We start from the raw sequence: 23,223 nt of genomic DNA, 5'->3' as shown, positions 1-23,223 counted from the left end.
CCACTTGTCCGGGCTGACTAGAAAGAATTCATAAAGCTGGAGTAGTTACTTTGAATAAAGTTCATCACGGATCCCCCAACGATACTGCCGGCAATGTACGTGAAGATGAGAAAGGCAATTGCCAAAGCGGCTTCGGCCAATAGGAGGGTATAGAATTTATCCAAACGGGGGTGGTCGACGTCATTGATAATGACGAAGATGTAGCCCAGATTCAAGATGACACTGGTCGGAATCATGAAGAGAATCATCAGGCTGTAGCTGGAGAAGTTGGCGCCGGTCGTGATGAGACTGAGAAGAAAGGTAATCAGGGTGAAGACTAAAACCAAGTTGGTGATGCCGGCAAACCGATTGGTGAATTCCCAGAAGTTCAGGGGCGCTTGGTCGTCGATTAAGCGGCGAAAACCATAGCTTAGGCTGACATAGATGGCGGCACCCAGGAGAATGAGGAAGAAGAGAATCAATCCCGCTTTGAAGAGGACACCGTTAATATTAATCATGTTGGCAACCGCCTGACTGACATCGCTGCTGTAGAGCGACATGAGCCGTTTGCCCAGGGAGACCAGCATTAAAACGGTTAAGAGGTCTTCCAATGCTAGTGCAGCCACCCCAAACGCATGATTGGCGTCGGGAATAACTTGGCTGGGATGCCGAATGGTGGCCAGCCACCAACTGAAGAAGTTTCCTGAGAAGCGTTTGACTTCAGCAAAAGAGTGGTCTGATGGCGCACCCTTCTCGTTAGCTTGGGACTGATCGGCTTGTTCCCGCGTCGGTTGTGGTTGTTCATCGGGGGTTGGCGCCTGCTCGAGAGCGTAGCCACATTTGGGGCAGAACTTCGCATCGTTTTTGATTGGCGTCCCGCAGTGGGGGCAGAATTTTGTTGTATTATCCATCAATAGTCTCCTTAATCGTCCGAATCTTCGTGGTAGTCATTAATTTTTTGACTGGCCGATATCTTGCTGATTTCGTAGCTTTGTGAGGCGTTGTCGTCGTTAGCTGGTTTCAAAGTGGCCGTGTACTGGTAGGTTTGGATATGATCGTAATCATCCAGCGTGAAGTCATATTTGACGGTGTAGGTCACCAGACTGGTGCCATTAGGGCCGGGCTTGACGCTCTTGATGTCCGTGCTCATTTCGATATAGTTCAGATCGTCATCCTTGTAGTAGCCCTCGGCTATCTGCTTTAACTGCGCGTATTCGGCGTTGTTACTCCCGTTGGCGAAGAAATCAGCCATCGCGTCACTGTCGTCATCGGTAGCATCATCGATATCCCCCTGATCGGAGAGGTTTTCAACCGCCGTGAACAGGTTGTCGAAGAAGTCATCGGCATCGCTTTCGTTGATCATATCGCTATAATTCAGATCAACGTCGGTTTGGTCATCGCTCTTTTGGATGTGAATGGCTGGCGTCGTGGCCTTACCAGCGCTGGACGAATACTGGGCGTAGGCCGACATGTCTGACGACCACGGTTCGTTGTTTAGGCTGTACATCCCGCTGTCGTCGGCATTCCCAATCTTCTTGCCGTTCAGGTAAATGGCGGAAGCGGGGACGGTGTTAAATGTGACGGAAACGGTGGTTAATTCCAAGTCATAGGTCTTGTTGCTCGTGATGTGGTAGTCGCCGCTGTTGGTCAGCTGATGACTACCAATCTTGCCACTGGATTGCAAATGGTATTCGCCAGGCACGAGGGCACCGAGTTTCTTCGTGTAATCGTCACTCGTGGCCGTCGCAATTTTCCGGTTGTCGAGTTTGACGACGTTACCCGTGTGGTTGGTCGTGATGGTGGGGTAGACAGGGCTCACGCTAATCTGATACTTGGGGAAGAACAGCAGGTGGTGCCCGGTCTGCTTGTAGGTGAAGTTGCCATCGTTACTGGAGCCGCTCGCCTGCAATTCGCTCTTGAGTGCCGCGAGCGCCTTGGCGTGTTCGCTGTAGTAACGGTTTACTGGGAGGAGTTTCGTTTTACTCAACTTCAAGTCGGAACTCCCACTGGTAAAGGTCGTCGTCAGCTGCTTACCGGACTTGATGCTGGCAATCTCGCGGTCTAACGTTGCCGTCCGGGAGTAGTGTTGATTGCCCCAAACGAAGAACAGGACGAGAAGCACGACAACGCCACCGATGCTCCACCACTGAATCTTTTTGGCCTTCGTCATCGGTTTTCGGGGTTGGCGCGTGGGCCGAGTCGGCGTGGCGGTTTGTCGCGTCGGTTGCTCCTGAGAGTTGGTCGTGTCGTGGCCGGCCGTCGTCGTTTCCGCCTGCAAGTTGTAGCCACAATTTTGACAGAAGATGTCGTCCGGTGAAATGGGATGCCCGCAGTTGGGGCAGAAGTGATTTTGACCGCCGCCGGGTTGGTTATCGGCCGGTGCGGTAAATGGTGTGAGATGCATGAATTTTACCTCCAAAGTTTAGGATTAATTAGCTGGGATGAGGGCTTCACCGTACAGGCAAAGCTGGCTAGGATTCGTGGGCTGGGGTTGAATGGTGATACGCGCTGCCCCGGCGTAATGCTTCGCCAGTAGTAGGGCGTAGAGATGCTGCATCAGATCCTCCCAAGCGGCCTTGGCCCCGGCTTGAGGCGCAACGGCACTTTCGGCGAAGATGAGGCCAGCGCTACGATAGCCTGCGGGCAAGTCGGTGGCTGCGGTAATGATGAAGTTCTTCGTCTGCGCGACCTCATCGGGTGTCAGTTCCAGGTCGAACAAGGGAAATGATTGATCGGCGGCATGCGGAATCAAGGCGTATTCATCCGCGCTGGAAAGGGTGGTGCCGCACTTCAGACAAAAGTTGGCGTCCGCGGCGTTTTGGTTGCCGCAATGAGAGCAGATGCGATAGTAAGTTTGTTTCATGGAATGGGTCGTCCTTTCGATTAATCGTCGGTTTCAAATTTATTGGTATCGGGGTTATATTCGCTCACGATGTCATGGACCTGGTCGTAACGGAAGGTGCCTTCGTGCTGACCGGAAGATTTATCGTACGCTTTAACCTCGAGCATGTCGTTTGCGGGAACCGTGACGGTGTAGGTGTTGTCATCCACGTCGAAATGGTAGGCGTCACTGGCCGCGTCGATGGCCTCTTGATCACTGTCCGACAAGTCGGTGGCCGCCTTTCCCGTTTGGTCCGCCGCATCGTTGGCGTTGGGCTGATCATCGCTCGTGGTAGCGGCATCGGCGGTCGTGGTGTCATGTCCCGTGTCCGTACCGGTGGCGAGAAGGCTGATTGGCCTGTGAACGTCATTATTTTTCATCAGGTTGACGTGGGCGGTGGCCTGCGAGCGACTCCCGGAGAGTTTGAAGGTGTAGTGACCAGGAAATAGCGGTCCGGCCGTGTACGTGAAATGGTTGTTTTTAGCCGTCACGAGTGGCGAACCGTTCGCCTCCAGGGTGGCATTGGCCACGTTGGTTGTCAGGACGGGATGCATGGTGCGCACGCGTAATTTATAAATGGGGAAAATCAACAGCGTGTGGCCAGCCGTTTCTAACTTAAAGGTCTGATCGCGAGTCTCGCCGTTATTCAGCAGTTCTTGCTGGAAGGTCTTGGTGTAACGCTTGTGTTGGCGCGCGTAGGTCAACAGTGGCTGGATGGTATCTGCCGTTATCTTTAGATTAGGATTATCGCTGACCATCACTTGGGCGAGATCGTTGCTCTGATTGGTCGCAATCATATCGGCCATATTGGCCACTTGTTGTTCCTTACCCGCTTGCTTGTTGTAAAAGGAATACCCCAACGCCGCGACGGCCACCACGGCCACGGTCAAGATGCTCCAGACCGTGCGATTTAGCCATTTCGTCTGTTTAGCGGGCTTAGCGGGTTGGCTCTTGCGATGTAATCGGTGGGGTTGGACGGCCTGCCGTAGGTCAAAGCCACAATTTTCACAAAAGGTACTCCCGGTCGCAACGGGATGGTGACAATTGGGACACGTCTTCATGACGTTCTCACTCCTCACTAGGCAGTCTGAATGCGCACGTTAAAAGACTTCAACCACGGGTCGCGTGGCCCGAATGAGCTGAAGTCGATCGAAACGTTTAGGGTGAATTATGTATATGCTAATGGTTACAACGCGTTTTTAGTTGTGCCCATACATACTGTCGTGATATTAATTTTTTGTTATGTTTTTATTATACGCCAATATTAAGTTCACTGAAATAAAATATAATGAATTAATTGACATGAATAACAGAAGGCTCATGAAATGAATAATGCCTTGTTATAGGATTAATCGATTGCTTGCTTGTGATTAATCGGATGTTGTCGTTACTCAAGCATCAGGGTGACATATGTAAAAACAGGCTCCCCAGAAGTGAATTTTGGGGGAGCCTGTTATGACAAAATGGTCATCAACCTTATTTTTTTAAATACTGCGCTAACCACTCGACGTAGTGGGTCTCCCGCTCAATGGCGTGGTCCAGAATCAAGTAGTGACCATAGGCCTGATCTATCGTGGCCCGATCGGCAAAGACAGTTTCTCGGCGTTGCTGGAGGTGTTGAAGCTGGGCTTGATGGAGCTGGTATTGTTCGCGCAACATCGGTTGAATCCGCGGGTCGTCCGCTTTCTTAATAAAGTACAATTTGAGAATAAATTCGTCCTTATTCGGCGTCAATTCCGGTGACGGCTGACTGACCCAGGCCACCAGTTTTTCCCGGCCCGTTGGCGTCAATGTGTATTGTTTCTTAGCCAACTTCTCGCCGGCAACGGTATCCTCGTGCGTAATCTCGCCGGCCGCCTCTAGTCGCTTGAGCATGGGGTAGATCTGACTATGCTGGGCCTGCCAGAATTCACCGATTTCATTTTCAAAGGCCTTGGCCAGATCGTAACCGGTCTGCGGCTGTTGATTCAGTAATCCCAAGATAATATATTGCAGTCGATTTCGCTGTCCGATGGTGATCTTCCCCTTTATGCTTGTCATTTACTACCTTCATTGAACCAGTTTCCACACTAAAGTTCAATCAAAATTTGTTGACAAGGCACACGATTCTGAGTAGACTAATCACGTTAATTAAAACATGTAATTAATTACATGTTTGCTCAGCAGAATAGAAGGAGTATGACGACAATGACAAAAACATTTAGGACTCTCGATGATTTCTTAGGCACCCACTTCATCTACACTTACGATAACGGTTGGGAATACGAATGGTACGCGAAGAACGACCACACCGTTGATTACCGTATTCATGGCGGCATGGTCGCTGGCCGTTGGGTGACCGACCAAGAAGCCAATATCGTGATGTTGGTGCCTGGCATCTACAAGGTGGCTTGGACCGAACCAACCGGAACCGATGTGGCCTTGGACTTTGTCCCCAATGAGGGTAAACTAAATGGCACGATTTTCTTCCCCAAGTGGGTGCAGGACCATCCCGAAATTACGGTAACTTATCAAAACGAACACATTGACGTGATGGAAGCGGCGCGGGAAAAGTACGCCACTTACCCGAAGCTCGTGGTGCCCGAATTCGCCAAGATTACCTACATGGGCGATGCGGGCCAAAATAACGAAGACGTCATCAGCGAAGCACCATACGCCGGTCTGCCGGATGATATTCGCGCGGGGAAGTACTTTGATGCCGCCTACCACCGTGTGAACAAGTAAAGCACCGTTATGGCTGTCCCTCCGTCGATGGCCAGTTTTGTTACCGCCAACCGGTTAATTTGTGGCATACTAGACTTAAACTTTAAAGAAAGTAGGTCCTGTGCTCATGGCAAATTATATTCAAGAGATCCGTGGTCTGGTGGGACACCGGCCGCTCATTCTCAACGCGGCGGGTGCGATTCTGGTCAATGATCAGCAGGAGGTTTTGCTTAATCTGCGGACGGATACCCACAACTGGAGCCTGCCCGGGGGTTACCTGGAATATGGCGAAACCTTCGATCAGGCCTGCGTTCGCGAGTACAAAGAGGATGCCGGCTTAGATGTTGAAATCGTCAAGCCGCTGGGGCTCTTCGATCAAGGCTTTACCACGTATCCCAATGGCGATAAAACCCAAGTGATTTCCCGCCTCTATTTGGTTAAACCCATCGGCGGGCATACGCTTCAGGATGCCACCGATGAGACGCTGGACCTGCAGTACTTCCCCTTTGATCAGTTGCCACCACTGTTGAATCAACAAACGGCAGATATGTTGGCGGCTGGTCAGGCTTATTTTGCCCAGCAACACTAACGGCTGGCTAGGGACAACGCTTCAGACTAGGTTTGCCAGCATCGTTGTTTACATTGAAAGATGATGAATTCAACCGAAAAAATCCCCGCCACACGCGTTTGTTTTCGCGGTGTGACGGGGATTTTAGTCGATATCTGGGGTTTGAAAGTTAACACATGGCTAGCGGTTCTGGCGTGGTAGGACTAACAACTATAATCGCGTGTTGACCGCCTTACCGTTCGCCAAATTTGGTCTGGAACGCGGTGGGTAGGACGGGAAAAGCCCAAGCCCTGTCTTTTCCCTCGTTTTGAGCCGTCAGCCCGCGTCTCAAAGTCGCCATTTCCCAAGAAAGATCACTTGGAAAATCCCACGGCTGAGACCGAATTTGACTCACTCACGGCTACTTGAAACGTGGACAACTATTGGGGATAAGCATTGCCAGTCCAACGACGCGACGCCAAGTTTAGCGATTTTCAACCACCATAACCGGAGACAGCCAGAGATGTAGGTAGCCGTGACAGCGATGTTAGCTGAGCAGCAGCTTACAGCGCGGGACGTGTTTGGAGACTGACGATTTTGGTCAGGCTTCAAACCGAGCCGGAGGACCGTTTCTCAGGCCGCAGGCGGTCCCCACAGCGCCGGAATCTCTGGCTGACGTAGGTGGCAGTCGTGATTGATTTAATAGCGGTAAACCTTCGTTTCGTAAGGCCGCAATGTAGTGCCTTGGTCATCGGCGTAGTTACCGATGAGCTGTTCGGTCGCCGTGGCTTGTTGGTAATCACGGGTCAAGGTCTGGTCGGTAAAGTTACTGATGACTAATAGCGTCTGCCCTTGATAGTGGCGACGGTAAGCGAAGACCTGATCGTCGTCCGGGTCGAGTTCCTCGTAGGAGCCGTGAACGATGAGATCGCTGTTGTGGCGCAGGGCAATTAACCGTTGATAGTAGCTGAAGACGGAGTCGGGTTGACCGATTTCGGCTTCGGCATTAATCGTAGTGTAGTTCGGATTCAAAGCGAACCATGGTTTGGCCTGCGAGAACCCAGCGTTAGTGGAACTGTCCCACTGCATGGGTGTCCGCGCATTGTCCCGAGAAATATGGGACAGGTACTTCAGCATGGTTGGCCCGGAGACAATCTTTTCTTGTTCCACGAGTTGATGGTAGGCGTTGAGACTTTCCAAGTCCTCGTATTGATCGAGCGTGGTGTAGTGGACGTTGGTCTCGCCGAGTTCCTCGCCTTCATAAACGTACGGGGTACCTTGCATCATGTGTAGCGTCGTGGCCAGCATCTTGGCGGATAGTTCGCGGTATTCTGGTGAGTCGTTACCGAAGCGAGAAACCACTCGGGGTTGGTCATGATTGTTCCAGTACAGACTGTTCCAACCACGGCCATCCAAGGCTTTTTGCCAGCGAGAGAGCGAGGCCTTGAGGTCCGTTAAGTTGACGGGCACATCGTTCCATTTACCCAAACGCTTGTCTGGGTTGGGCGTCAAGGAGACGTGTTGGAACTGGAAGACCATGTTGAGCTCATGGGCATCGAAGCCGGTGTAGTTCAGCGCATCTTCCGGCGTGGAACTTGGCATTTCACCCACGGTCATCACGTCGTAGTGGGAGAGTACTTGTTCATTCATTTCTTTGAGGTAATCATTGAGCTTGGGCCCATCAGCCACTAGCGGTTCAACGTCCCCATAGAGGGCGCCCGGGGCTTTTGGACCGTCCGGCAGGCCAGCTGGCTTAGAGATCAGGTTGATGACGTCCATTCGGAAGCCGTCGACGCCCTTATCCAGCCAGAACTTCATGAGGTCATAAACCTCCTGACGAACGGTCGGATTTTCCCAGTTCAGATCGGGCTGACCGGGCGCAAAGAGGTGCAAGTAGTACTGTTGCCGCTTGGGTTCGAAAGTCCAGGCCGAGCCGCTAAAGTAGGAACCCCAGTTGTTGGGCTCGTGGCCGTCAACGGGATCGCGCCAAATGTAGTAGTCAGCATACGGGTTATCCCGAGACTGACGGCTTTGCTGGAACCAGTCGTGTTGATCGGACGTGTGGTTAACGACCAAGTCCATCAAGAGCTTGAGTCCCTGTTGGTGGGCGCTATTCAGCATGTGATCGAATTCGGCCATGGTTCCATAAACGGGTTGAATATTTCGGTAATCGCTGATGTCATAGCCGTTATCTTTATCCGGTGACTTGTAGATTGGGTTGAGCCAGATCACGTCGGCGCCCAACTTCTTAATGTAAGGCAGCCGCTGTGTCAGGCCGGGTAAATCCCCGACGCCATCGTTGTTGCTATCTTGAAAACTACGAGGATAAACCTGATAAACGACTGCTTTTTTCCACCATTGTGTTGACATAAAGATAACCTCCTGAGGATATTGTTGGCCTTAAAATCGACCGGTTGGTGTTGCGGACTACGGTAACCGATTGGAAAGTCATCGGTGACGCGGACAGTTTCAGCACGATTTGCTGAGTGGCAACCGATCGATTTAGTAACCGCTTTCAAAATGAATCTTAACACTTTACACAAACGTTCGCAATACCTTTATAGCGCTAAAGCAAACGTTTGTGTAAATTGTGCAAAAATTGATTTTGTTATTTCAGAGGGTTAACGGTAAAATGAACGTAAACAGGTAATTGGTGAAAGTGAGGTCAGCCAGATGGCGGCAACCATTAAGGACATTGCAAAGTTAGCGGGGGTTTCACCCGGAACCGTTTCGCGGGTACTGGCCAATAAGACGGCATTCTTCAGCCAACAGACTGGCGAGAAGGTGCAGGCGGCCGCGGCCAAATTAGGGTATCAGAAGAACACGGCGGCGGCCGAATTGGTCACCCGGCAAAGCAACGTCATCGCGGCGATTGTCAATTCAACGAAGACCAACTTTGCCAGTCCAATTATTGAAGGTATTCAGGCGGAAGCACACCGGCGTGACCTAGACGTGATTATTTTATATGCCGGGGATGGCGACCCCGAACAACAGCGGCGAGCGTTGACGACGGTGATTGAGCGGCCGGTTCGGTCGATTCTACTATTATCGGTGGATCTGGCGGCGGAAAACCTACCGTTATTGCAAAGGTCGCGGATTCCGTTTTGCTTTTTGTCGATTTCGTTTGACGATGTTCGGGTCCCCTATATCACCTCGGACGACTGGCAGGTGGGCTATCAGGCGACGCGGACGTTGTTGGCAGCCGGGCATCGGCGGATTGGATTCGCCGGCGTTGACCGTGATTTTCATACCGGACGACAGCGCCTGGCCGGCTACCGACGGGCGCTGCAAGAGGCGGGAGTGTCGCCGCAACCCGAGTGGATTCAATTCGGAAATTACAGTTACACTGCGGGTCAGGCGGCCATGCAGGCTTACGGCGCACAGCCGGATGTGACGGCGATCATTGGGGCCAGTGACCTGGCAACGGTGGGCGTTTTGAATCAAGCCAGAAGCCTGGGCCTACAGGTACCAGCGGACCTTTCGCTGCTCGCCATCGACGGCACGGACATCTGCGAACTGGTGCGGCCGGCATTATCGAGCGTATCGCAAAACTTCTACGACATGGGCGTGGCGGGCGTCCAACAGGTAAGCGCTGGGAACGCGATTCCACAAAAAATCACACCCATTAAAGTTGTGCCGCGAGCTAGCATTCGCCGATTGGTATCGGAATGACCGTTTGTCTATAGCAGTTACCGTTCGCCAAATCTGGTCTGGAACACTGTGGGGAACAGTAAAAGCCAAAGTGCTGTCTTTTCCCTTGCTTTGAGCCGTAAAAACGTGTCTCAAAGTCGCCATTTTCCAAGAGAAATCGCTTGGAAAATCCCACGGCTGAGACCAAATTTGACTCACTCACGGCTACATGAGATGTAAGTCATTATGTGGATGAATGCGACCATTCCAGCGATGAGTCCGCGTATTTAGTGGGTTTTAACCACCGTAGCCGGAGGTAGCCAGAGATGGAGGCAGTCGTGATAGTGGTGTAAGCTGAGTAGCAGCTTACACCGCGGGACGTGTTTGGAGACTGATGATTTTTATCAGGCTTCAAACCGAGCCGGAGGACCGCTCTTCAGGCCGCAGGCGGTCCCCACAACGCCGGAATCTCTGGCAGCCGCAGGTGGTCAGTGGTGACTGATTTAATGGCGATAAACCTGATCAGCGAGAGTTGTCAATATTTACGAACGTTCAATATTTTTGATCATCAAAGTGAATGCGTGACCTGAGCGGATAATTCCAATCAGGTCACGCATTTTTGACAATTTCTCGGTCAGTGAGTTAGCATGGAAAACTAATAAAGTCCCCTAATGAGTGATTCCCATCAGTATCGGTTATGATGAGGGCAGTAACGCAGTTGGTTTGTCAATTTTACCCAACAAATCCCAATTTGTGGATAAGGTGGTTAGAAAAGGTAAGTTGGAAGCCAAGAAAGGGGATTAACGAGCGGCCAAGAGTCCGGTATGCTATATATGTAAGCGGTTACAGAGTAAGGCGTTTAAATTTAATGGGGGAGGGTTCATCATGAGTAAAGCGCAGTTATGGAAACAACGTGTTTTCTATGGAGCGACTGACATGGCGGGTAACTTGATTTGGCAAATTGTCGGGCTCTATCTATTGTTCTACTACACCACGGTTGTTGGGATTTCACCAGCGTTTGTGGGGACGTTGTTCTTCGTTGTTCGGATCATTGATGCTTTTGATGGCGTGGTTTATGGTTTCTTGATTGACCACACGCATTCTAAATACGGGAAGGCGCGGCCATACTTCTTATGGTTCGGGATTCCGCTGGGGATTCTGACCATGTTACTGTTCTTCAATCCATCCTTTGGGGGCAACAAAGCTTTTCAGTTAGCTTGGATTTCAATTGTTTACACGTTATTCAGTTTAGTTTATTCCGGGGCTAACACGCCTATCACGGCGATCCTGCCCAGTCTGACTAAGGATCCAGATGAACGGACGAACTTAGCCAGTGCCCGGATGGTCATGACCAACATCGGGACCGCGGTTATTGGGGCCGTTTCACTGCCGATGGTTGCAAAGTTAGGTGGTAAGAATGCCGAAAAAGGCTGGATGATTTGGGGCTTCTTCATTGGTTTAGCCATTATCGCCTTGTTCCTAAGTTCATTTGCAAATCTGCGTGAAAAAGACGACATTGTTGATGACGAGGACGCACCAGACATTCAAGGACATCTGTCCATTAAGGATTCCTTGAAGGGCGCCGTTAAGAACAAGCCTTGGGTGGCTTTGAGTATTAGCTTTATCCTGTTACAAACGTTCTGGGTGATTCGGATGCAAACGGCCGTTTATTACCTGACCTACGTGTTCCGGCGGGCTGATTTGGTTGGGGCCTTCAACGGATTGGTCATTGTGGCCGTGATCGGGAACATTTCAGTGCCGTTCTTGAGTAAATTTATGAAACACCGAAACGTCATGGTGGTTTCATTAATCGGGTTTGGTATTGGTGAAGCTATTATGGCAGTTAAGAACGTGCCGATGCTCTTTATCGGAAATATTGTTGCCCTGGTTGCCATGGGGGCGGCGTTCTCCATTTCCTTCGTCATGATTGCCGATACGGTGGAATACTCGCGATCTGAATTACGAATTGATGAACCCGGGATTCTTTCTTCAGTGCCGATGGTTGGTGCGAAGTTGGGGATGGGCTTTGGTGGCCTGATCTCTGGTTGGTTACTTTCCTGGGGTGGCTTCCAAGCCTCTGCCAAGATTCAAGGCGGAAAGGCGCTTATGGCGATTAGTACCAGCTTCGTTTGGTTGCCAATCATCTTAGCCTTATTGATTGTCGGGATTCTCTACGTCTTCTACCAGCTGGATGAAGACGAAATCACATCGGCCAAAGCGTTGAAAGAATCGGCCGATAAATTAGACGATGAAGGTATCTAAGTTTACCTGCGGACTACCAGATTATCCGGTGACCGTGACGTTCTATCAACCGGCCGCCATTGCGGACTTTCCATCCCAGCGGCGGCCGTTGGTGATTCTCCTACCAGGTGGCGGGTATGAATTCTATTCGGATCGCGAAGGCGAAATCATGGCGCTTCAATATTTAGCACAGGGGTTTGCGGTCGCCATCGTCGCCTACCAGCTACGCGATCAGCCACCGGTTTTGCCCACGGCACTCTATCAGGTCGCCGGCGTCGTTCAAGAATTTCGGCAGCACGCGCTTCGTTACCAGATCAGTGCCGACCATATTCTACTCGTGGGGTTCTCTGCCGGGGGTCACGTGGCCGCACTGTACGCGGATCTATGGCCACGCTTGGCCTACACCTTAAAGATTCCCGCGATGTGTCTCGCGGTGAGCGCGTTGACCTTGGGATATCCAGTCATCGGGTTGCGACTGGGCTGGCCGCCAACATCAGCGGTACGGCGAAGCATTACGGGAGACTGGCGCGAACACGAAGCTGATAAACTGGTGACACCGCAGAATCCACCAACCTTTATTTGGACGACAGCAGATGATGAATTGATTGCCGCGGAGAATACGCGGCGTTATGCCAAGGCCTTGCAGCAACAACGGATTCCAACGGACGTTGTGATTTATCCGCACGGCCCGCATGGGTTAAGCTTAGCCCGTGCCGTGACGGCATTTCCAGTAAGCTTTGAACCGTCAAATCCAGCCTTTGGGGAGCGATTTATCCGACCGGACGTGGCGGGATGGTTTGACCGACAAATACGCTGGCTAGATAATTTGTGGGATTTAAAGCGTTTTTGGCGGCAACAGTGATTCCACGAGAGGGGTAATTGACATGTTGAATGATACGACAACCAAGCAGTCCCTGGGGTATGCGGACGAGCTTAAACGATTGGCAAAAATGGGGAAGACGACAGTTACGGATGGGGTTACGAAGTGGATTAAGGAACGCGATCCTGCCCACACCTATGAACCGTTGGTCTGGGAAACCGTCGCGGAAATCGAGGAAGACCCGCAGTTACCGACCGACCTCTTTAGCCTTCGTCAGGGGACCGAGACTTCGGGACAAAAGGACTTAACCACAGCAGATATGAAGATAGAAATGCAACAGATTGTATCGATGAATCGCCGGGTGCGGGTCATTCGGATTGCGCGGATGGACCATTTGACCGCCGATAAAGCGTTGATTTATTTCCACGGCGGCGCCTACTATGGCGGAACACCAGAAGATGTCTTGCTAGCCTTAAAGTACGTGGCGGAACAAGCCAATTGCGTGGTCTACAACGTGGATTATGCACTGGCACCCGAACAACCCTATCCGGCAGGTATCCTGGATGGCTTAGCGGTCGTGGCCGCCATGACCAAGGACTACCACCACATCTCGGTGGGCGGCGATTCTGCCGGCGGGTCGATTGCCCTAGGCGTGAGTCAACTCTGTCAGGCGATGGGCATCTGTACGATCGACTCACACCTGCTCTTCTACCCAACCGTGATTCAGGGGTCAGATTTAGGCGGTCCGCTGTGGGACGATGATCAAATTGACATTGTTCCGGAACAGCGCGATGCTTTACACAGAAGCTATCAGTTATTTGAACAGTTAGATGAAATTATGAGTGGTTACTATGTGGCTGATCAGCGGGTGGATTTGACCGCACCGCTGCTGTCACCGCTGTTGGCTGATCCACAGGTATTTAGGAAGACCACGTTACTGGTGGGCGAGTACGATCCGTTCCGGCTACAGGGAGAGGCCTTTATCGACCAGGCTGGCCGAGCCAACGGGGATGCCAATTATATCCGCTACGGCGGCATTAGCCACGCCTTCTTGAACTTTACGGGTAACGTGCCGGCAGTTCAGGATGCGTTACGTTCGGCGGCAAAATTAATCTGAGGTTTGAACTCAATTGGGGGAGATTATTGTGACTTTACGCGACTATCATTTGACTTTAGACGATGTTTCAGGCCAACAACCAGAGTATTTGGAAACGGTCTTTTCATTGGGGAATGGACACTTCGGCGTCCGGGCCAATGATCCCGTTAGCGGCAATCCAATTACGGGAACCTTGATTAATGGGTTTTATGAAACCGCCCCCATTACGTATGGCGAGGCCGGGATTGGATACGCCCAGCAACACCAGACCATTCTAAATTTGCCCGATCTTCGGCACATCCACGTGTCGACCGGCAACGGCCATCAATTTGTGCACAGTAAGCGCACCGCGGTCGACCTGAATCTGGGTACGGGGGAACTCAATGAACAGTACCTGATTAAGACGGACCAGGGTGAAACCATTACGATGGCCGTGAAATCCGTGATCGGGCAGAGTCAAAACAGTATGTGGGGCATCAGCTATACCTTTTCTGCCGGTAACTATGCGGGCAAGGTGTTGGTCAGCAAGTCGATTGCCGTGCCAGCCGAGGCCGAAGCCATTCATTCCGCCGATCCGCGAAAGACGCGAATGGCGGGGTTACCGATCTGCGAAACGGCCTTTATCACCCAGGATCTTCAGCGCTACCACGTGAAGACCCGGATGACCAAGCAGGCAGTGACGATGTATCTGGGGATTCTCAAGACGCGCGGCCAATTATTACAGCAGCCCGTCGACCTGAGCGATCAACAGCCCCACACGTTGGCGTACGAAGCCTACGTGGGTGAAGTGGGCCAGCACAATACGATTGATCCCGCCGCGATGTTTCTGGCCAGCTCGCTTGCGACCTTAACCACGGACAGCCGTGAGTTCTGGCAGGGCGTTTGGGATCGTAGTGAGGTCAGTGTTGGTGGCAACGATGAACTCGACCTGGCGATTCACTACAATATTTTCCAATTGAATCAAGCGGCAGGTCGCGATGGCCGGACGAATATTGCGGCCAAGGGGCTCAGCGGGTCCGGGTACGAGGGCCACTACTTCTGGGATACGGAAATGTACATGTTGCCGTACTTCACGTACACGAATCAGCAGATGGCGCGGCAGTTGTTGCTGTATCGCTACCAGATTTTACCGCAAGCTAGAGACCGGGCTCGGGCGTTAGGGGTCGACCAGGGGGCGTTATTTGCTTGGCGGACCATCAACGGTGAAGAGGCCTCGGCGTACTTCCCGGCAGGTACGGCGCAGTATCACATTGATGCCGACATCGCCTATGCCGTTGGCAAGTACTTTGAAATCACGCGGGATTTGGACTTTATCATTCAATGTGGGTTTGAGATGGTCTTGGAAACGGCCCGCTTCTGGGAGAACTTTGGCTCATGGCGTCAGGTCGGCGATGATTGTCGGTTCGAATTCCATACGGTCACGGGACCCGATGAGTACACGGCGCTAGTCAATAATAATTACTACACCAACCGATTGGCCAAGCATAACTTTGAATTGGTCGTTGAATTGGCCCATCAGATGATGAAACGCTCGCCGCAGCTGTTGGCGAAGTTTGGCCTGAGCGAAGCGGACCTGGACGTCTATCAGAATCTGGCCGATCACGTTTACCTGCCATACAGCAAGGAACTGCGGATTAACGAACAGGACGACAGTTTCCTGGATAAGCCACGCTGGCCAGCGGAGAAGTCAACGCCGGGGAACTTCCCACTATTGCTCCACTACCATCCCCTGACAATCTACCGGTATCAGGTGGCCAAACAGGCCGATACGCTGTTGGCGGACTACCTGTTCCCAGAGGATATGCCGCTGGATCAGTTGAAGCGGGAGTATAACTACTATGAAGGCGTCACGACTCACGATTCTTCGTTGTCGCGGTCAATCTTTAGCATTCTAGCAGCCCGGATGAATGATCCGGAAAAGGCTTACCGCTACTTCATGGATACGGCGCGGATGGACTTGGTCGATTTGCAAAAGAACACGGCGGATGGCTTGCATTTAGCCAACTTAGGCGGTAGCTGGTTGGCACTGGTAGCCGGGTTCTCTGGCTTCTACGTACAGGATGAGGTTGTTCATTTTGCCAACCATCTGCCCGCAGAGTTAACCCGTTTGACCTACCGCATGAAGATTGCCGAGAGTGTCTTGGAGATTGATTTGACGGCGGATAACTTGGATGTGACCGTGATTAGTGGTCCGATTCCAACGTATGGGGTGAGCGTTAACGGTGAATTGATTTCTTTAGAGAAGGTTAGCTAGTGGGTTTGAGGCTAGCTGAAGAAAATACACGCAATAGCATATACAAATAGAAAAGCGATACAGCCACCCTCGCCGGTGAGCCGCATCGCTTTTTATAGTTAGAGACTGAAGTTTGAAAGGATGTTTTAAATTTGCCACTAACGATCACGCCCGCTCAACCCCAAGACCTCGACCAGATCATGGCCATTGAGCAAGCCGGCTTCTCACCGGCGGAAGCCGCAACCGAAGCCAGTATGGCCGAACGGATCCGCTTGATTTCAGATACGTTTCTCGTGGCCAGACAGGGAGCAACGGTCGTGGGTTATGTGGTGGGACCGGCCTTTAACCACCGTTATCTGACCGATGAGCTCTTCGCCCAGTCCACGCCTAATGCTAAGGAAGATGCCTACCAAACCGTTCTCAGTTTGGCCGTCAGCCCCGCTCACCAAGGCGCAGGGATCGCCAGCCAATTGTTGACGGCTCTGGCCCAGGTTGCCCGGCAGCAGCACCGACAGGCCATCACGCTAACCTGTCTCAAACGGCTGATTCCTTTCTATGAACGCAACGGGTACGTGAACGAAGGCGTCTCGGCCTCCGCACATGCCGGTGAGACCTGGTATAACCTAGTGTTACCGTTAACTGATGAGCTTTAGGCCCATCACGGCGACCAGAATGACGCCGACCCAGAGTAGCTTGCGCCAGTCCTTGGATTCGCCGAAGAAGAGCATCCCAGTGAGGACCCCGCCGGCAGCGCCGATCCCGGTCCAGACGGCGTAGGCCGTGCCCATGGGAAGCGTCTGGAGCGCGAGATCAAGAAAGCCAAAACTCAGCCCATAGCCGATCACCATGGCGGTCCACAGGGGCCAGGTTCTTCGGTGGATGGCCCAGTTCATGAAGGTCACGCCGAGCATTTCACACAGGCCGGCAATCACGAGAAAAATCCACGCCATCTTAATGCGCCTCCTTAGTCGTAACGGTCTGTAAGCCGCCGATGCCAATGAGTAACAGGGCAATCAGGGCGACCTTGGCTAGACTGACGGGTTCACCAAATGCTAAGATGCCCACAACGGTGGTGCCCAGTGTGCCCAGTCCCACGAAGACGGCGTAGGCCGTGCCAGCGGGGAGCACCTCGCCGGCCTTGATTAAAAAGTAAAAGCTCAGATAAACGGCGAGGGCCGTCAAGCCCCATTCCCAGAAGGTGGCGGCGTGTTTAAAGCCCACGACCCACCCAACTTCAAAGAAAGCGCCATAAAGGACGCGTAACCAGTGTTTTAACATCAGAGATTCCTCCTATAATTCCAGAAAAAAGCCTGAGAAATGTTGTCATGACGACAACATCTCCCAGGCTTTTTCCCTTCCGTGTCTACGGGACCTCCCGTAGGTTCCCTCTCGGACCAGGCCTGTCTAAACAGCGGAACCCTAGAGAACAGAATATGCGATTTGATTCGGTAGCGTTAGCTTAGCATGGATTGGGTGAGGTGGCAACCGGCAAGTGTGAAAACGACAGGTAAAAGGTTTCACACAAGGCAATTTTTGCGCCATAAGTGACCCTTTTCACGAAAAAACGGAATCGATTGCATTTCAGATATATCGTGATTTCACCGCCTTTTCTGAAAATTAGCGGGCCAAATCAGGCCTTAAATTCGCCACCCGCGATGCTATACTGAAACCGATTTAAAAATGACTGTACGGGTCATTCATCACGCAACACTTAAACGTCGTGGGTCACGGCCCCACGATGAGTCATGGAGGGAACAACTATGCAACTCGGAAGTATTGAAGCGGGGGGTACCAAGTTTGTTTGTGCAATCGGTAACGAAGACTACCGCACAGATAACCGGGTGATCATTCCGACCACCACCCCGGAAGAAACGTTAAGTCAATGTATTGCCTACTTTAAACAGTATCCAGATTTAAAGGCGATTGGGATCTCATCCTTTGGGCCGATCGAACTCCGCCGCAATGCGCCGAAGTACGGGTACGTCACGGATACCCCAAAGCCCCATTGGTCCAACACGGATTTTCTGGGTCGCTTAAAACAGGACTTAGATGTACCGATGGCCTGGACCACGGACGTGAATGGGTCGGCTTACGGCGAATACGTGGTCTCCACGTTGTTCAATGAAAAGATTAATTCGCTAGTCTACTTCACGATTGGGACTGGCGTGGGGGCCGGGGCCATCGTCAACGGTAAGTTTGTCGGCACGATGGGCCATCCCGAGATGGGACACGTGCGGTTGAAACGTCACCCCGATGACCTGGACTTCAAGGGCATCTGCCCCTTCCATGGCGATTGCCTGGAAGGCTTGGTCAGTGGGCCAACGTTTGAAGCACGGCTCGGCAAGCACGGGCATGAGGTGCCGATGACCGACCACGTCTGGGACATCATGGCCTATTACGTGGCCCAGGCGGCCCTGCAAGAAACGTTGATGTTGCGGCCCGACAAGATTATCTTCGGCGGTGGTGTGGTCAGCGAGGCCTTTCTCGTTAAGGTTCGCGCCGAATTTACCAAGTTATTAAATGGTTACGTGGACGTGGGTGACGTCAAGGATTACATCGTCATGCCGTCCGTCAAAGAGAATGGTTCAGCGACGCTAGGTGACTTTGCCTTAGCGCTGAAAGAATACAACAAGTAAGAGAAGGAGAAATTTATCTGATGAAAGCTTTAGTTTTAACAGGAACCAAGAAGATGGAGATTCAAGATTTACCAACCCCAGAGGTCAAGCCCAACGAAGTGTTGGTCAACACGGCCTACGCTGGGATCTGTGGGACTGACCGGGCCCTTTATGCCGGCCTACCAGGTTCCGCCGATGCCGTGCCACCCATTGTTTTAGGACATGAAAACTCTGGGATCGTTGCCGCGATCGGTAGCGACGTCACCAACGTCAAGGTTGGCGACCGCGTGACCGTTGACCCCAATATCTACTGTGGCGAATGCGAATACTGCCGGACCGACCGTCCAGAACTCTGTGACAACTTGTCTGCCGTTGGGGTGACCCGCGATGGTGGCTTGGAACACGCCTTCACCGCGCCAGCCTCGGTGGTTTACCCACTACCTGACAGTGTTTCTCTGAAGGCCGCTGCCACGACCGAACCGATCTCTTGCGCCGTCCACGGGGTGAAATTATTGGACTTGACGCCTTACCAGAAGGCTTTGGTCATCGGGGATGGTTTCATGGGGCAACTCTTTGTTCAACTGTTACAAGCTTACGGCGTTCACCAAGTGGATTTTGCCGGATTGAATGATAAGAAATTGGCGTTTAACAAAGAAAAGTTTGGTGTTACCAACACCTACAACACCAAGCGTGAGAGTATTCCTGCCGACTACGATGTCGTCATCGAAGCTGTTGGGTTGCCACAAACGCAGGAACAAGCCGTTGAAGCCACGAAGAAGGGTGCTCAGGTCCTGATGTTTGGGGTCGGCAAGCCGGATCAGACGTTCTCCATGAACACGTACGAAGTTTACCAAAAGCAATTGAAGATTCAAGGGGCCTTCATCAACCCATACGCCTTCGAAGATGCCATTGCATTGCTGGCAAGCGGTCAACTGGATGTTGAATCCCTGATCAGCCATGAAGTCAGTCTGGAACAGGTCGAAGATGTCTTGAACGGCAAAGTTGAAGGCGTCAGCAAGGCCGTCGTTAAAGTTAGTGACTAAGTAGAAGCTAAGTAAAGGTAAGGGATTATTGTGAAAGTTGAAGCAGAAACTGTTAACGAGGGGGCGGCGTCCGTGGAGCTTGAAAGTGGTCGAACCATTTCGATGTCTAAGTCGATTGCCTACTTCGCCTTATCATTGGTGATTAATTCCGCCGGCAATGTGTTGACGCTGGTAACCAGTGCGAAGATTCACCCGTCCTTCTTGGGGGCGGCCTATTGGTCAGCGGCCGAAGCCAACTTGGGGACCGCCTTTCACTGGAACCTCTTCTGGGCGTTTCTCATCATGGGTTTCTTGACAGCGGTTCTAAACGCCATTCTCATCCATCATTGGGACTGGAAGCGGATTGCCGGGAACATGGTCTTCATGGTGCCGTTCTCCGCGCTGATTCAGGTCTTTGAAGACTTTTTTGACGGGAAATACCCGGCGTTATTTGCGGGACTCCCAGAGGCACACAGCACGGGGATGGTCATCCTCTACGTGGCGCTGAACTTCTTAGGAGTGGCCTTTATCGCCACCGCCATCTCGATTTATCAACGGGTCAATTTGGTCTTGCATCCGGCCGATGACTTGATGCAGATTCTGCGATTCCGCTACTTTAAGGGGAACGCGGCCAAAGCCATGTGGGCCTCATATATTCCGCCAACCATCATGGCGATCGTCGCCTTGGTGATTACTCGGTCATTTGTGAACTTCGGCCTGGGTACCATTTTCGCCTTCCTGGCGCAAGGTGGCATCACGGGAATTGCGGATAAGACGATTTTTCCAAAACTAAAGCACCAAGCAGTCGATGTCGGTAAATAAGACGAACCAGTAAAGGAGTAAGCTAAATTATGGCAATTCAGGATTTTGTTACGGGTATTCAACACGTCGGAATTCCATCCAGCGACTTGGATAAGACCATTGCATTTTACAAATCGATTGGCTTTGAACAGGCGGGACTCTTTCCCAACGGGGACAACCGCTGTGCCTTCATGCGGTTAGGCAACCTGACGATTGAAACCTGGGAAGGCGATCCAACCAATCCGGAAGCCGGGGCCATCAATCATATTTCGTTAAACACTACGGATATTGATCGCGCCTTCGCAGCGGCCAAGCAACAGGGCCTGAACCTGGTCAACGATGAAATTCAATCCATCCCCACGTTCTGGGCCAAGGGTATTCGGTTCTTCAACATTCTGGGACCTAACCACGAAACGATTGAATTTTGCCAAATCTTGGCCTAAAGTTCGGCTAAAGAGATTGAGAGACTGATTTGAGGGGAAGCAGAGCCTGGGAAGAAAATCCCGGGCTCTTTGTGTATCTATAATAATTTTTGAAAAGTGGGTCAAAGGGGGCCAGCGTTTTGACTTACAACGGCTAACTAAACCAAGATTAGGTACTTTGATGCATGTTAAATAACCACTACTTGTCTTTATTCAAGTAGATCTGCGGTCATCATGAATACGATATGTAGGTTGGATATTTTGGTCATATTTAGTCAGCAAAAAATAGGGCTATCCTGGTAAAAACGATAGTCCTACATTTAGATGATATTTGGTGAGACATTAGTCGATGACAAAAAATACTTTTTTACGGACGTTGAGATACGTTGGCGTATCTAGTTTCGTAATATATTTAATGTGTCGACTTCTAAAGTCGAGTGCTTGAAATTGTAATGAGTTAATATACCCATCGTTGGTTGAAACTTCATCTGGAAGGCGGATCAGAAAACCCGCCGATCGTAACGCATTGTTTGCGGCATGTGTGATGGGGCAAACGACAACCAGATTGGTTAGTTGGCTGTAGCCTTTATGGCTCAATACTAGAGCTGGTCGCCTTTTTCTAATCTCGTGCGTGGCCCAACGATGGCTTAAAATCAAGCCCAACGATGTCCTGAACATCAGGCAGATAGTCACTCATCATCGATTACCTCAGAGCCAACCGCATAATTGTCAAACGTTTCCTTTTGAGAGAAATCATGAGTGGACACATAATCAGGATCTAAAAATGGATTGGGCGTTTTGGGTGTATAGATGATTTGACCGTCAGCACCTTGATAAACATCGTACTCAGGGGCTGTTTTTATACTACTTGGAACAGTCAGGACAGTTGAACCGCCGACTTTACGTGTTTTTACTGACATAGCTTGTTCCTCCTTATGGTTTATATATACGAGTATATATTGTTTTGCAATTTTTTTAAAAATTATTTGCTCTAAAGAATATCGAGTTGTGATGGACGTCTCATTTACTTTAACGTCGTCGATCACGGATCGATTTTTCACCGTCTGTGTAATCGCTTACACCACCGATACATCAGATGCAAACCCGGCCCATCATTTTCGCAGTTTGGCATCAGAGAAACGAATTGTGGGATTCTTGGCGAAAAATACAATCGATTACATTTTGATTGTCACGCGGATTGTTACAGTTTTCTGAAAAATGGGCGGGGCCCTGGACGACTAAAAGCGTGGCGATCTGATGTTATAATGAAAGCGCTTTAAAGGATGAACCAATTGGTCATTTACAGAAATTATGCGCCGGGAGTTAGCGCTCAGCGGCATTGGAGGCAGTGAACATGCAACTCGGAAGTATCGAAGCTGGGGGAACAAAATTCGTCTGCGCGATCGGGAACGAGGATTATCGGGTCCAAGATGAGGTCCGGATTCCGACGACGACGCCGGCAGAAACGCTCAGTAAAACCATCGCTTATTTCAAGAAATTTCCAGACGTGAAAGCCATTGCCATTTCGTCGTTCGGCCCGATTGAACTGCGGCACAATTCACCCAAGTATGGTTACATCACGAACACGCCTAAGAAGGGGTGGGCCAACACGGATTTCGTGGGTCGCCTCAAACAAGACCTGGACGTGCCGATGTTTTGGACCACCGATGTGAATGGTTCCGCTTACGGCGAATATGTCATGTCGACGCTGTTCAACGAAAAGATTAACTCGCTGGTCTACTTCACGATTGGGACTGGCGTCGGGGCTGGGGCCATCATCAACGGCGACTTTCTCGGTAGCCTCGGTCATCCCGAGATGGGCCACGTCCGCTTGAAACGCCATCCAGATGACTTGGATTTTCCAGGAATCTGTCCGTTTCACGGGGATTGTCTGGAAGGTCTAGTCAGCGGCCCCACGTTTGAAGCACGGCTGGGAAAGCCGGGGAAAGACGTGCCATTGACGGATCACGTCTGGGACATCATGGCTTACTACGTTGCGCAGGCTGCTTTACAAGAAACCCTGATGCTCCGTCCCGACAAGATCGTCTTCGGCGGTGGCGTCGTGAGCGAAGACTTCTTGGTGAAGGTACGAGCCGAGTTTGCGAAGCTACTCAATAACTACGTTGACGTGGGCAAACTTGAGGATTACATCGTGATGCCGATCGTCAAGAATAACGGTTCAGCCACACTCGGGGACTTTGCCCTCGCGTTAAAGGAATATAACAAATAGAAA

Annotated in this window: 23 protein-coding genes and 1 riboswitch; of the genes, 13 read left to right on the top strand and 10 right to left on the bottom strand. The window is 51.3% G+C overall.

Annotated features, from left to right (window positions below):
- Positions 1 to 17: 17 nt before the first annotated feature.
- From HEQ50_RS06770 to HEQ50_RS06750, 5 genes are all read right to left on the bottom strand, one after another.
- Positions 18 to 890, bottom strand: coding sequence for a zinc ribbon domain-containing protein (locus HEQ50_RS06770; protein ID WP_168899760.1), 873 nt, complete (start codon positions 888 to 890; stop codon positions 18 to 20).
- A gap of 11 nt (positions 891 to 901) precedes the next feature.
- On the bottom strand, positions 902 to 2,383 hold the full coding sequence (locus tag HEQ50_RS06765) for a zinc ribbon domain-containing protein (protein WP_168899759.1): 1,482 nt from the start codon (positions 2,381 to 2,383) through the stop codon (positions 902 to 904).
- 24 nt (positions 2,384 to 2,407) lie between these two features.
- A complete protein-coding gene (locus HEQ50_RS06760; protein WP_168899758.1) occupies positions 2,408 to 2,842 on the bottom strand; it encodes a zinc ribbon domain-containing protein in 435 nt (144 codons plus the stop codon).
- A gap of 20 nt (positions 2,843 to 2,862) precedes the next feature.
- The gene (locus HEQ50_RS06755; RefSeq protein ID WP_168899757.1) at positions 2,863 to 3,921 is read right to left on the bottom strand and encodes a zinc-ribbon domain-containing protein; all 1,059 of its coding nucleotides are present in this window, start codon (positions 3,919 to 3,921) and stop codon (positions 2,863 to 2,865) included.
- Positions 3,922 to 4,336: 415 nt separating this feature from the next.
- A complete protein-coding gene (locus tag HEQ50_RS06750) occupies positions 4,337 to 4,873 on the bottom strand; it encodes a PadR family transcriptional regulator (protein WP_168899779.1) in 537 nt (178 codons plus the stop codon).
- Between the two features lie 174 nt (positions 4,874 to 5,047).
- Between HEQ50_RS06750 and HEQ50_RS06745 the strand changes: the two genes are divergently transcribed.
- Positions 5,048 to 5,584, top strand: a complete 537-nt coding sequence (locus tag HEQ50_RS06745; protein ID WP_168899756.1) for a phenolic acid decarboxylase — start codon at positions 5,048 to 5,050, stop codon at positions 5,582 to 5,584.
- A gap of 106 nt (positions 5,585 to 5,690) precedes the next feature.
- Positions 5,691 to 6,152 (top strand): NUDIX hydrolase, encoded by a 462-nt coding sequence (locus HEQ50_RS06740; RefSeq protein WP_168899755.1) that lies wholly within the window; start codon positions 5,691 to 5,693, stop codon positions 6,150 to 6,152.
- Positions 6,153 to 6,809: 657 nt separating this feature from the next.
- Here HEQ50_RS06740 and HEQ50_RS06735 read toward each other — a convergent pair.
- Positions 6,810 to 8,480, bottom strand: coding sequence for an alpha-glucosidase (locus tag HEQ50_RS06735; RefSeq protein WP_168899754.1), 1,671 nt, complete (start codon positions 8,478 to 8,480; stop codon positions 6,810 to 6,812).
- A gap of 303 nt (positions 8,481 to 8,783) precedes the next feature.
- Between HEQ50_RS06735 and HEQ50_RS06730 the strand changes: the two genes are divergently transcribed.
- The 6 genes from HEQ50_RS06730 (at position 8,784) to HEQ50_RS06705 (ending at position 16,783) form a co-directional block, all read left to right on the top strand.
- A complete protein-coding gene (locus HEQ50_RS06730; RefSeq protein ID WP_168899753.1) occupies positions 8,784 to 9,782 on the top strand; it encodes a LacI family DNA-binding transcriptional regulator in 999 nt (332 codons plus the stop codon).
- Positions 9,783 to 10,625: 843 nt separating this feature from the next.
- On the top strand, positions 10,626 to 12,002 hold the full coding sequence (locus tag HEQ50_RS06725; protein ID WP_168899752.1) for an MFS transporter: 1,377 nt from the start codon (positions 10,626 to 10,628) through the stop codon (positions 12,000 to 12,002).
- Positions 11,989 to 12,843 (top strand): alpha/beta hydrolase, encoded by an 855-nt coding sequence (locus tag HEQ50_RS06720; RefSeq protein WP_168899751.1) that lies wholly within the window; start codon positions 11,989 to 11,991, stop codon positions 12,841 to 12,843. Before HEQ50_RS06725 ends, HEQ50_RS06720 begins: the two co-directional genes overlap by 14 nt.
- Before the next feature lie 22 nt (positions 12,844 to 12,865).
- The gene (locus HEQ50_RS06715; protein WP_168899750.1) at positions 12,866 to 13,918 is read left to right on the top strand and encodes an alpha/beta hydrolase fold domain-containing protein; all 1,053 of its coding nucleotides are present in this window, start codon (positions 12,866 to 12,868) and stop codon (positions 13,916 to 13,918) included.
- Between the two features lie 28 nt (positions 13,919 to 13,946).
- The gene (locus HEQ50_RS06710; RefSeq protein ID WP_168899749.1) at positions 13,947 to 16,151 is read left to right on the top strand and encodes a glycoside hydrolase family 65 protein; all 2,205 of its coding nucleotides are present in this window, start codon (positions 13,947 to 13,949) and stop codon (positions 16,149 to 16,151) included.
- A gap of 131 nt (positions 16,152 to 16,282) precedes the next feature.
- Positions 16,283 to 16,783, top strand: coding sequence for a GNAT family N-acetyltransferase (locus tag HEQ50_RS06705; protein WP_211089242.1), 501 nt, complete (start codon positions 16,283 to 16,285; stop codon positions 16,781 to 16,783).
- On the opposite strand, the gene HEQ50_RS06700 is transcribed toward HEQ50_RS06705, so the two are convergent.
- Both HEQ50_RS06700 and HEQ50_RS06695 read right to left on the bottom strand, forming a co-directional pair.
- Positions 16,766 to 17,080 carry a multidrug efflux SMR transporter gene (locus tag HEQ50_RS06700; protein WP_168899748.1) on the bottom strand — a complete coding sequence of 105 codons (315 nt, stop codon included), beginning with the start codon at positions 17,078 to 17,080 and terminating at the stop codon, positions 16,766 to 16,768. The genes HEQ50_RS06705 and HEQ50_RS06700 overlap by 18 nt on opposite strands.
- Position 17,081: 1 nt before the next feature.
- Positions 17,082 to 17,408 (bottom strand): multidrug efflux SMR transporter, encoded by a 327-nt coding sequence (locus HEQ50_RS06695; RefSeq protein ID WP_168899747.1) that lies wholly within the window; start codon positions 17,406 to 17,408, stop codon positions 17,082 to 17,084.
- 58 nt (positions 17,409 to 17,466) lie between these two features.
- A riboswitch (guanidine-I (ykkC/yxkD leader) is annotated at positions 17,467 to 17,564 on the bottom strand.
- 326 nt (positions 17,565 to 17,890) lie between these two features.
- On the opposite strand from HEQ50_RS06695, the gene scrK (HEQ50_RS06690) reads away from it, so the two are divergent.
- The 4 genes from scrK (HEQ50_RS06690) to HEQ50_RS06675 all read left to right on the top strand — a co-directional run bounded on the left by scrK (HEQ50_RS06690) (position 17,891) and on the right by HEQ50_RS06675 (position 21,011).
- Positions 17,891 to 18,766, top strand: coding sequence for a fructokinase ScrK (gene scrK, locus HEQ50_RS06690; protein WP_168899746.1), 876 nt, complete (start codon positions 17,891 to 17,893; stop codon positions 18,764 to 18,766).
- A 20-nt stretch (positions 18,767 to 18,786) separates the two neighbouring features.
- Positions 18,787 to 19,788 (top strand): zinc-dependent alcohol dehydrogenase family protein, encoded by a 1,002-nt coding sequence (locus HEQ50_RS06685; RefSeq protein ID WP_168899745.1) that lies wholly within the window; start codon positions 18,787 to 18,789, stop codon positions 19,786 to 19,788.
- A 102-nt stretch (positions 19,789 to 19,890) separates the two neighbouring features.
- Positions 19,891 to 20,589, top strand: a complete 699-nt coding sequence (locus HEQ50_RS06680; protein ID WP_211089248.1) for a fructose permease — start codon at positions 19,891 to 19,893, stop codon at positions 20,587 to 20,589.
- 29 nt (positions 20,590 to 20,618) lie between these two features.
- Positions 20,619 to 21,011, top strand: coding sequence for a VOC family protein (locus tag HEQ50_RS06675; protein ID WP_168899743.1), 393 nt, complete (start codon positions 20,619 to 20,621; stop codon positions 21,009 to 21,011).
- A 321-nt stretch (positions 21,012 to 21,332) separates the two neighbouring features.
- Here HEQ50_RS06675 and HEQ50_RS06670 read toward each other — a convergent pair whose 3' ends face one another.
- Both HEQ50_RS06670 and HEQ50_RS06665 read right to left on the bottom strand, forming a co-directional pair.
- Positions 21,333 to 21,668, bottom strand: coding sequence for a type II toxin-antitoxin system PemK/MazF family toxin (locus tag HEQ50_RS06670; RefSeq protein ID WP_232842704.1), 336 nt, complete (start codon positions 21,666 to 21,668; stop codon positions 21,333 to 21,335).
- A gap of 11 nt (positions 21,669 to 21,679) precedes the next feature.
- A complete protein-coding gene (locus tag HEQ50_RS06665; protein ID WP_168899742.1) occupies positions 21,680 to 21,910 on the bottom strand; it encodes an antitoxin of toxin-antitoxin stability system in 231 nt (76 codons plus the stop codon).
- A 434-nt stretch (positions 21,911 to 22,344) separates the two neighbouring features.
- Here HEQ50_RS06665 and scrK (HEQ50_RS06660) point away from each other — a divergent pair, with 434 nt between their 5' ends.
- Positions 22,345 to 23,220, top strand: coding sequence for a fructokinase ScrK (gene scrK, locus HEQ50_RS06660; protein WP_168899741.1), 876 nt, complete (start codon positions 22,345 to 22,347; stop codon positions 23,218 to 23,220).
- Positions 23,221 to 23,223: the final 3 nt, after the last annotated feature.

The organism is Lactobacillus sp. HBUAS51381 (genome assembly GCF_012641095.1).
Lineage (GTDB): Bacteria > Bacillota > Bacilli > Lactobacillales > Lactobacillaceae > Levilactobacillus.
The sequence above is the reverse complement of the archived record's forward strand: the minus strand, read 5'-3'. Positions and strand labels throughout refer to the sequence as shown.

Bases quoted from the DNA above. Each gene is read 5' to 3' on its own strand.
- HEQ50_RS06770 (WP_168899760.1), bottom strand. From the start codon at position 890: ATGGATAATACAACAAAATTCTGCCCCCACTGCGGGACGCCAATCAAA.
- HEQ50_RS06765 (WP_168899759.1), bottom strand. From the start codon at position 2,383: ATGCATCTCACACCATTTACCGCACCGGCCGATAACCAACCCGGCGGC.
- HEQ50_RS06760 (WP_168899758.1), bottom strand. From the start codon at position 2,842: ATGAAACAAACTTACTATCGCATCTGCTCTCATTGCGGCAACCAAAAC.
- HEQ50_RS06755 (WP_168899757.1), bottom strand. From the start codon at position 3,921: ATGAAGACGTGTCCCAATTGTCACCATCCCGTTGCGACCGGGAGTACC.
- HEQ50_RS06745 (WP_168899756.1), top strand. From the start codon at position 5,048: ATGACAAAAACATTTAGGACTCTCGATGATTTCTTAGGCACCCACTTC.
- HEQ50_RS06740 (WP_168899755.1), top strand. From the start codon at position 5,691: ATGGCAAATTATATTCAAGAGATCCGTGGTCTGGTGGGACACCGGCCG.
- HEQ50_RS06735 (WP_168899754.1), bottom strand. From the start codon at position 8,480: ATGTCAACACAATGGTGGAAAAAAGCAGTCGTTTATCAGGTTTATCCT.
- HEQ50_RS06730 (WP_168899753.1), top strand. From the start codon at position 8,784: ATGGCGGCAACCATTAAGGACATTGCAAAGTTAGCGGGGGTTTCACCC.
- HEQ50_RS06725 (WP_168899752.1), top strand. From the start codon at position 10,626: ATGAGTAAAGCGCAGTTATGGAAACAACGTGTTTTCTATGGAGCGACT.
- HEQ50_RS06720 (WP_168899751.1), top strand. From the start codon at position 11,989: ATGAAGGTATCTAAGTTTACCTGCGGACTACCAGATTATCCGGTGACC.
- HEQ50_RS06715 (WP_168899750.1), top strand. From the start codon at position 12,866: ATGTTGAATGATACGACAACCAAGCAGTCCCTGGGGTATGCGGACGAG.
- HEQ50_RS06700 (WP_168899748.1), bottom strand. From the start codon at position 17,080: ATGGCGTGGATTTTTCTCGTGATTGCCGGCCTGTGTGAAATGCTCGGC.
- HEQ50_RS06695 (WP_168899747.1), bottom strand. From the start codon at position 17,408: ATGTTAAAACACTGGTTACGCGTCCTTTATGGCGCTTTCTTTGAAGTT.
- scrK (WP_168899746.1), top strand. From the start codon at position 17,891: ATGCAACTCGGAAGTATTGAAGCGGGGGGTACCAAGTTTGTTTGTGCA.
- HEQ50_RS06685 (WP_168899745.1), top strand. From the start codon at position 18,787: ATGAAAGCTTTAGTTTTAACAGGAACCAAGAAGATGGAGATTCAAGAT.
- HEQ50_RS06680 (WP_211089248.1), top strand. From the start codon at position 19,891: ATGTCTAAGTCGATTGCCTACTTCGCCTTATCATTGGTGATTAATTCC.
- HEQ50_RS06675 (WP_168899743.1), top strand. From the start codon at position 20,619: ATGGCAATTCAGGATTTTGTTACGGGTATTCAACACGTCGGAATTCCA.
- HEQ50_RS06670 (WP_232842704.1), bottom strand. From the start codon at position 21,668: ATGTTCAGGACATCGTTGGGCTTGATTTTAAGCCATCGTTGGGCCACG.
- HEQ50_RS06665 (WP_168899742.1), bottom strand. From the start codon at position 21,910: ATGTCAGTAAAAACACGTAAAGTCGGCGGTTCAACTGTCCTGACTGTT.
- scrK (WP_168899741.1), top strand. From the start codon at position 22,345: ATGCAACTCGGAAGTATCGAAGCTGGGGGAACAAAATTCGTCTGCGCG.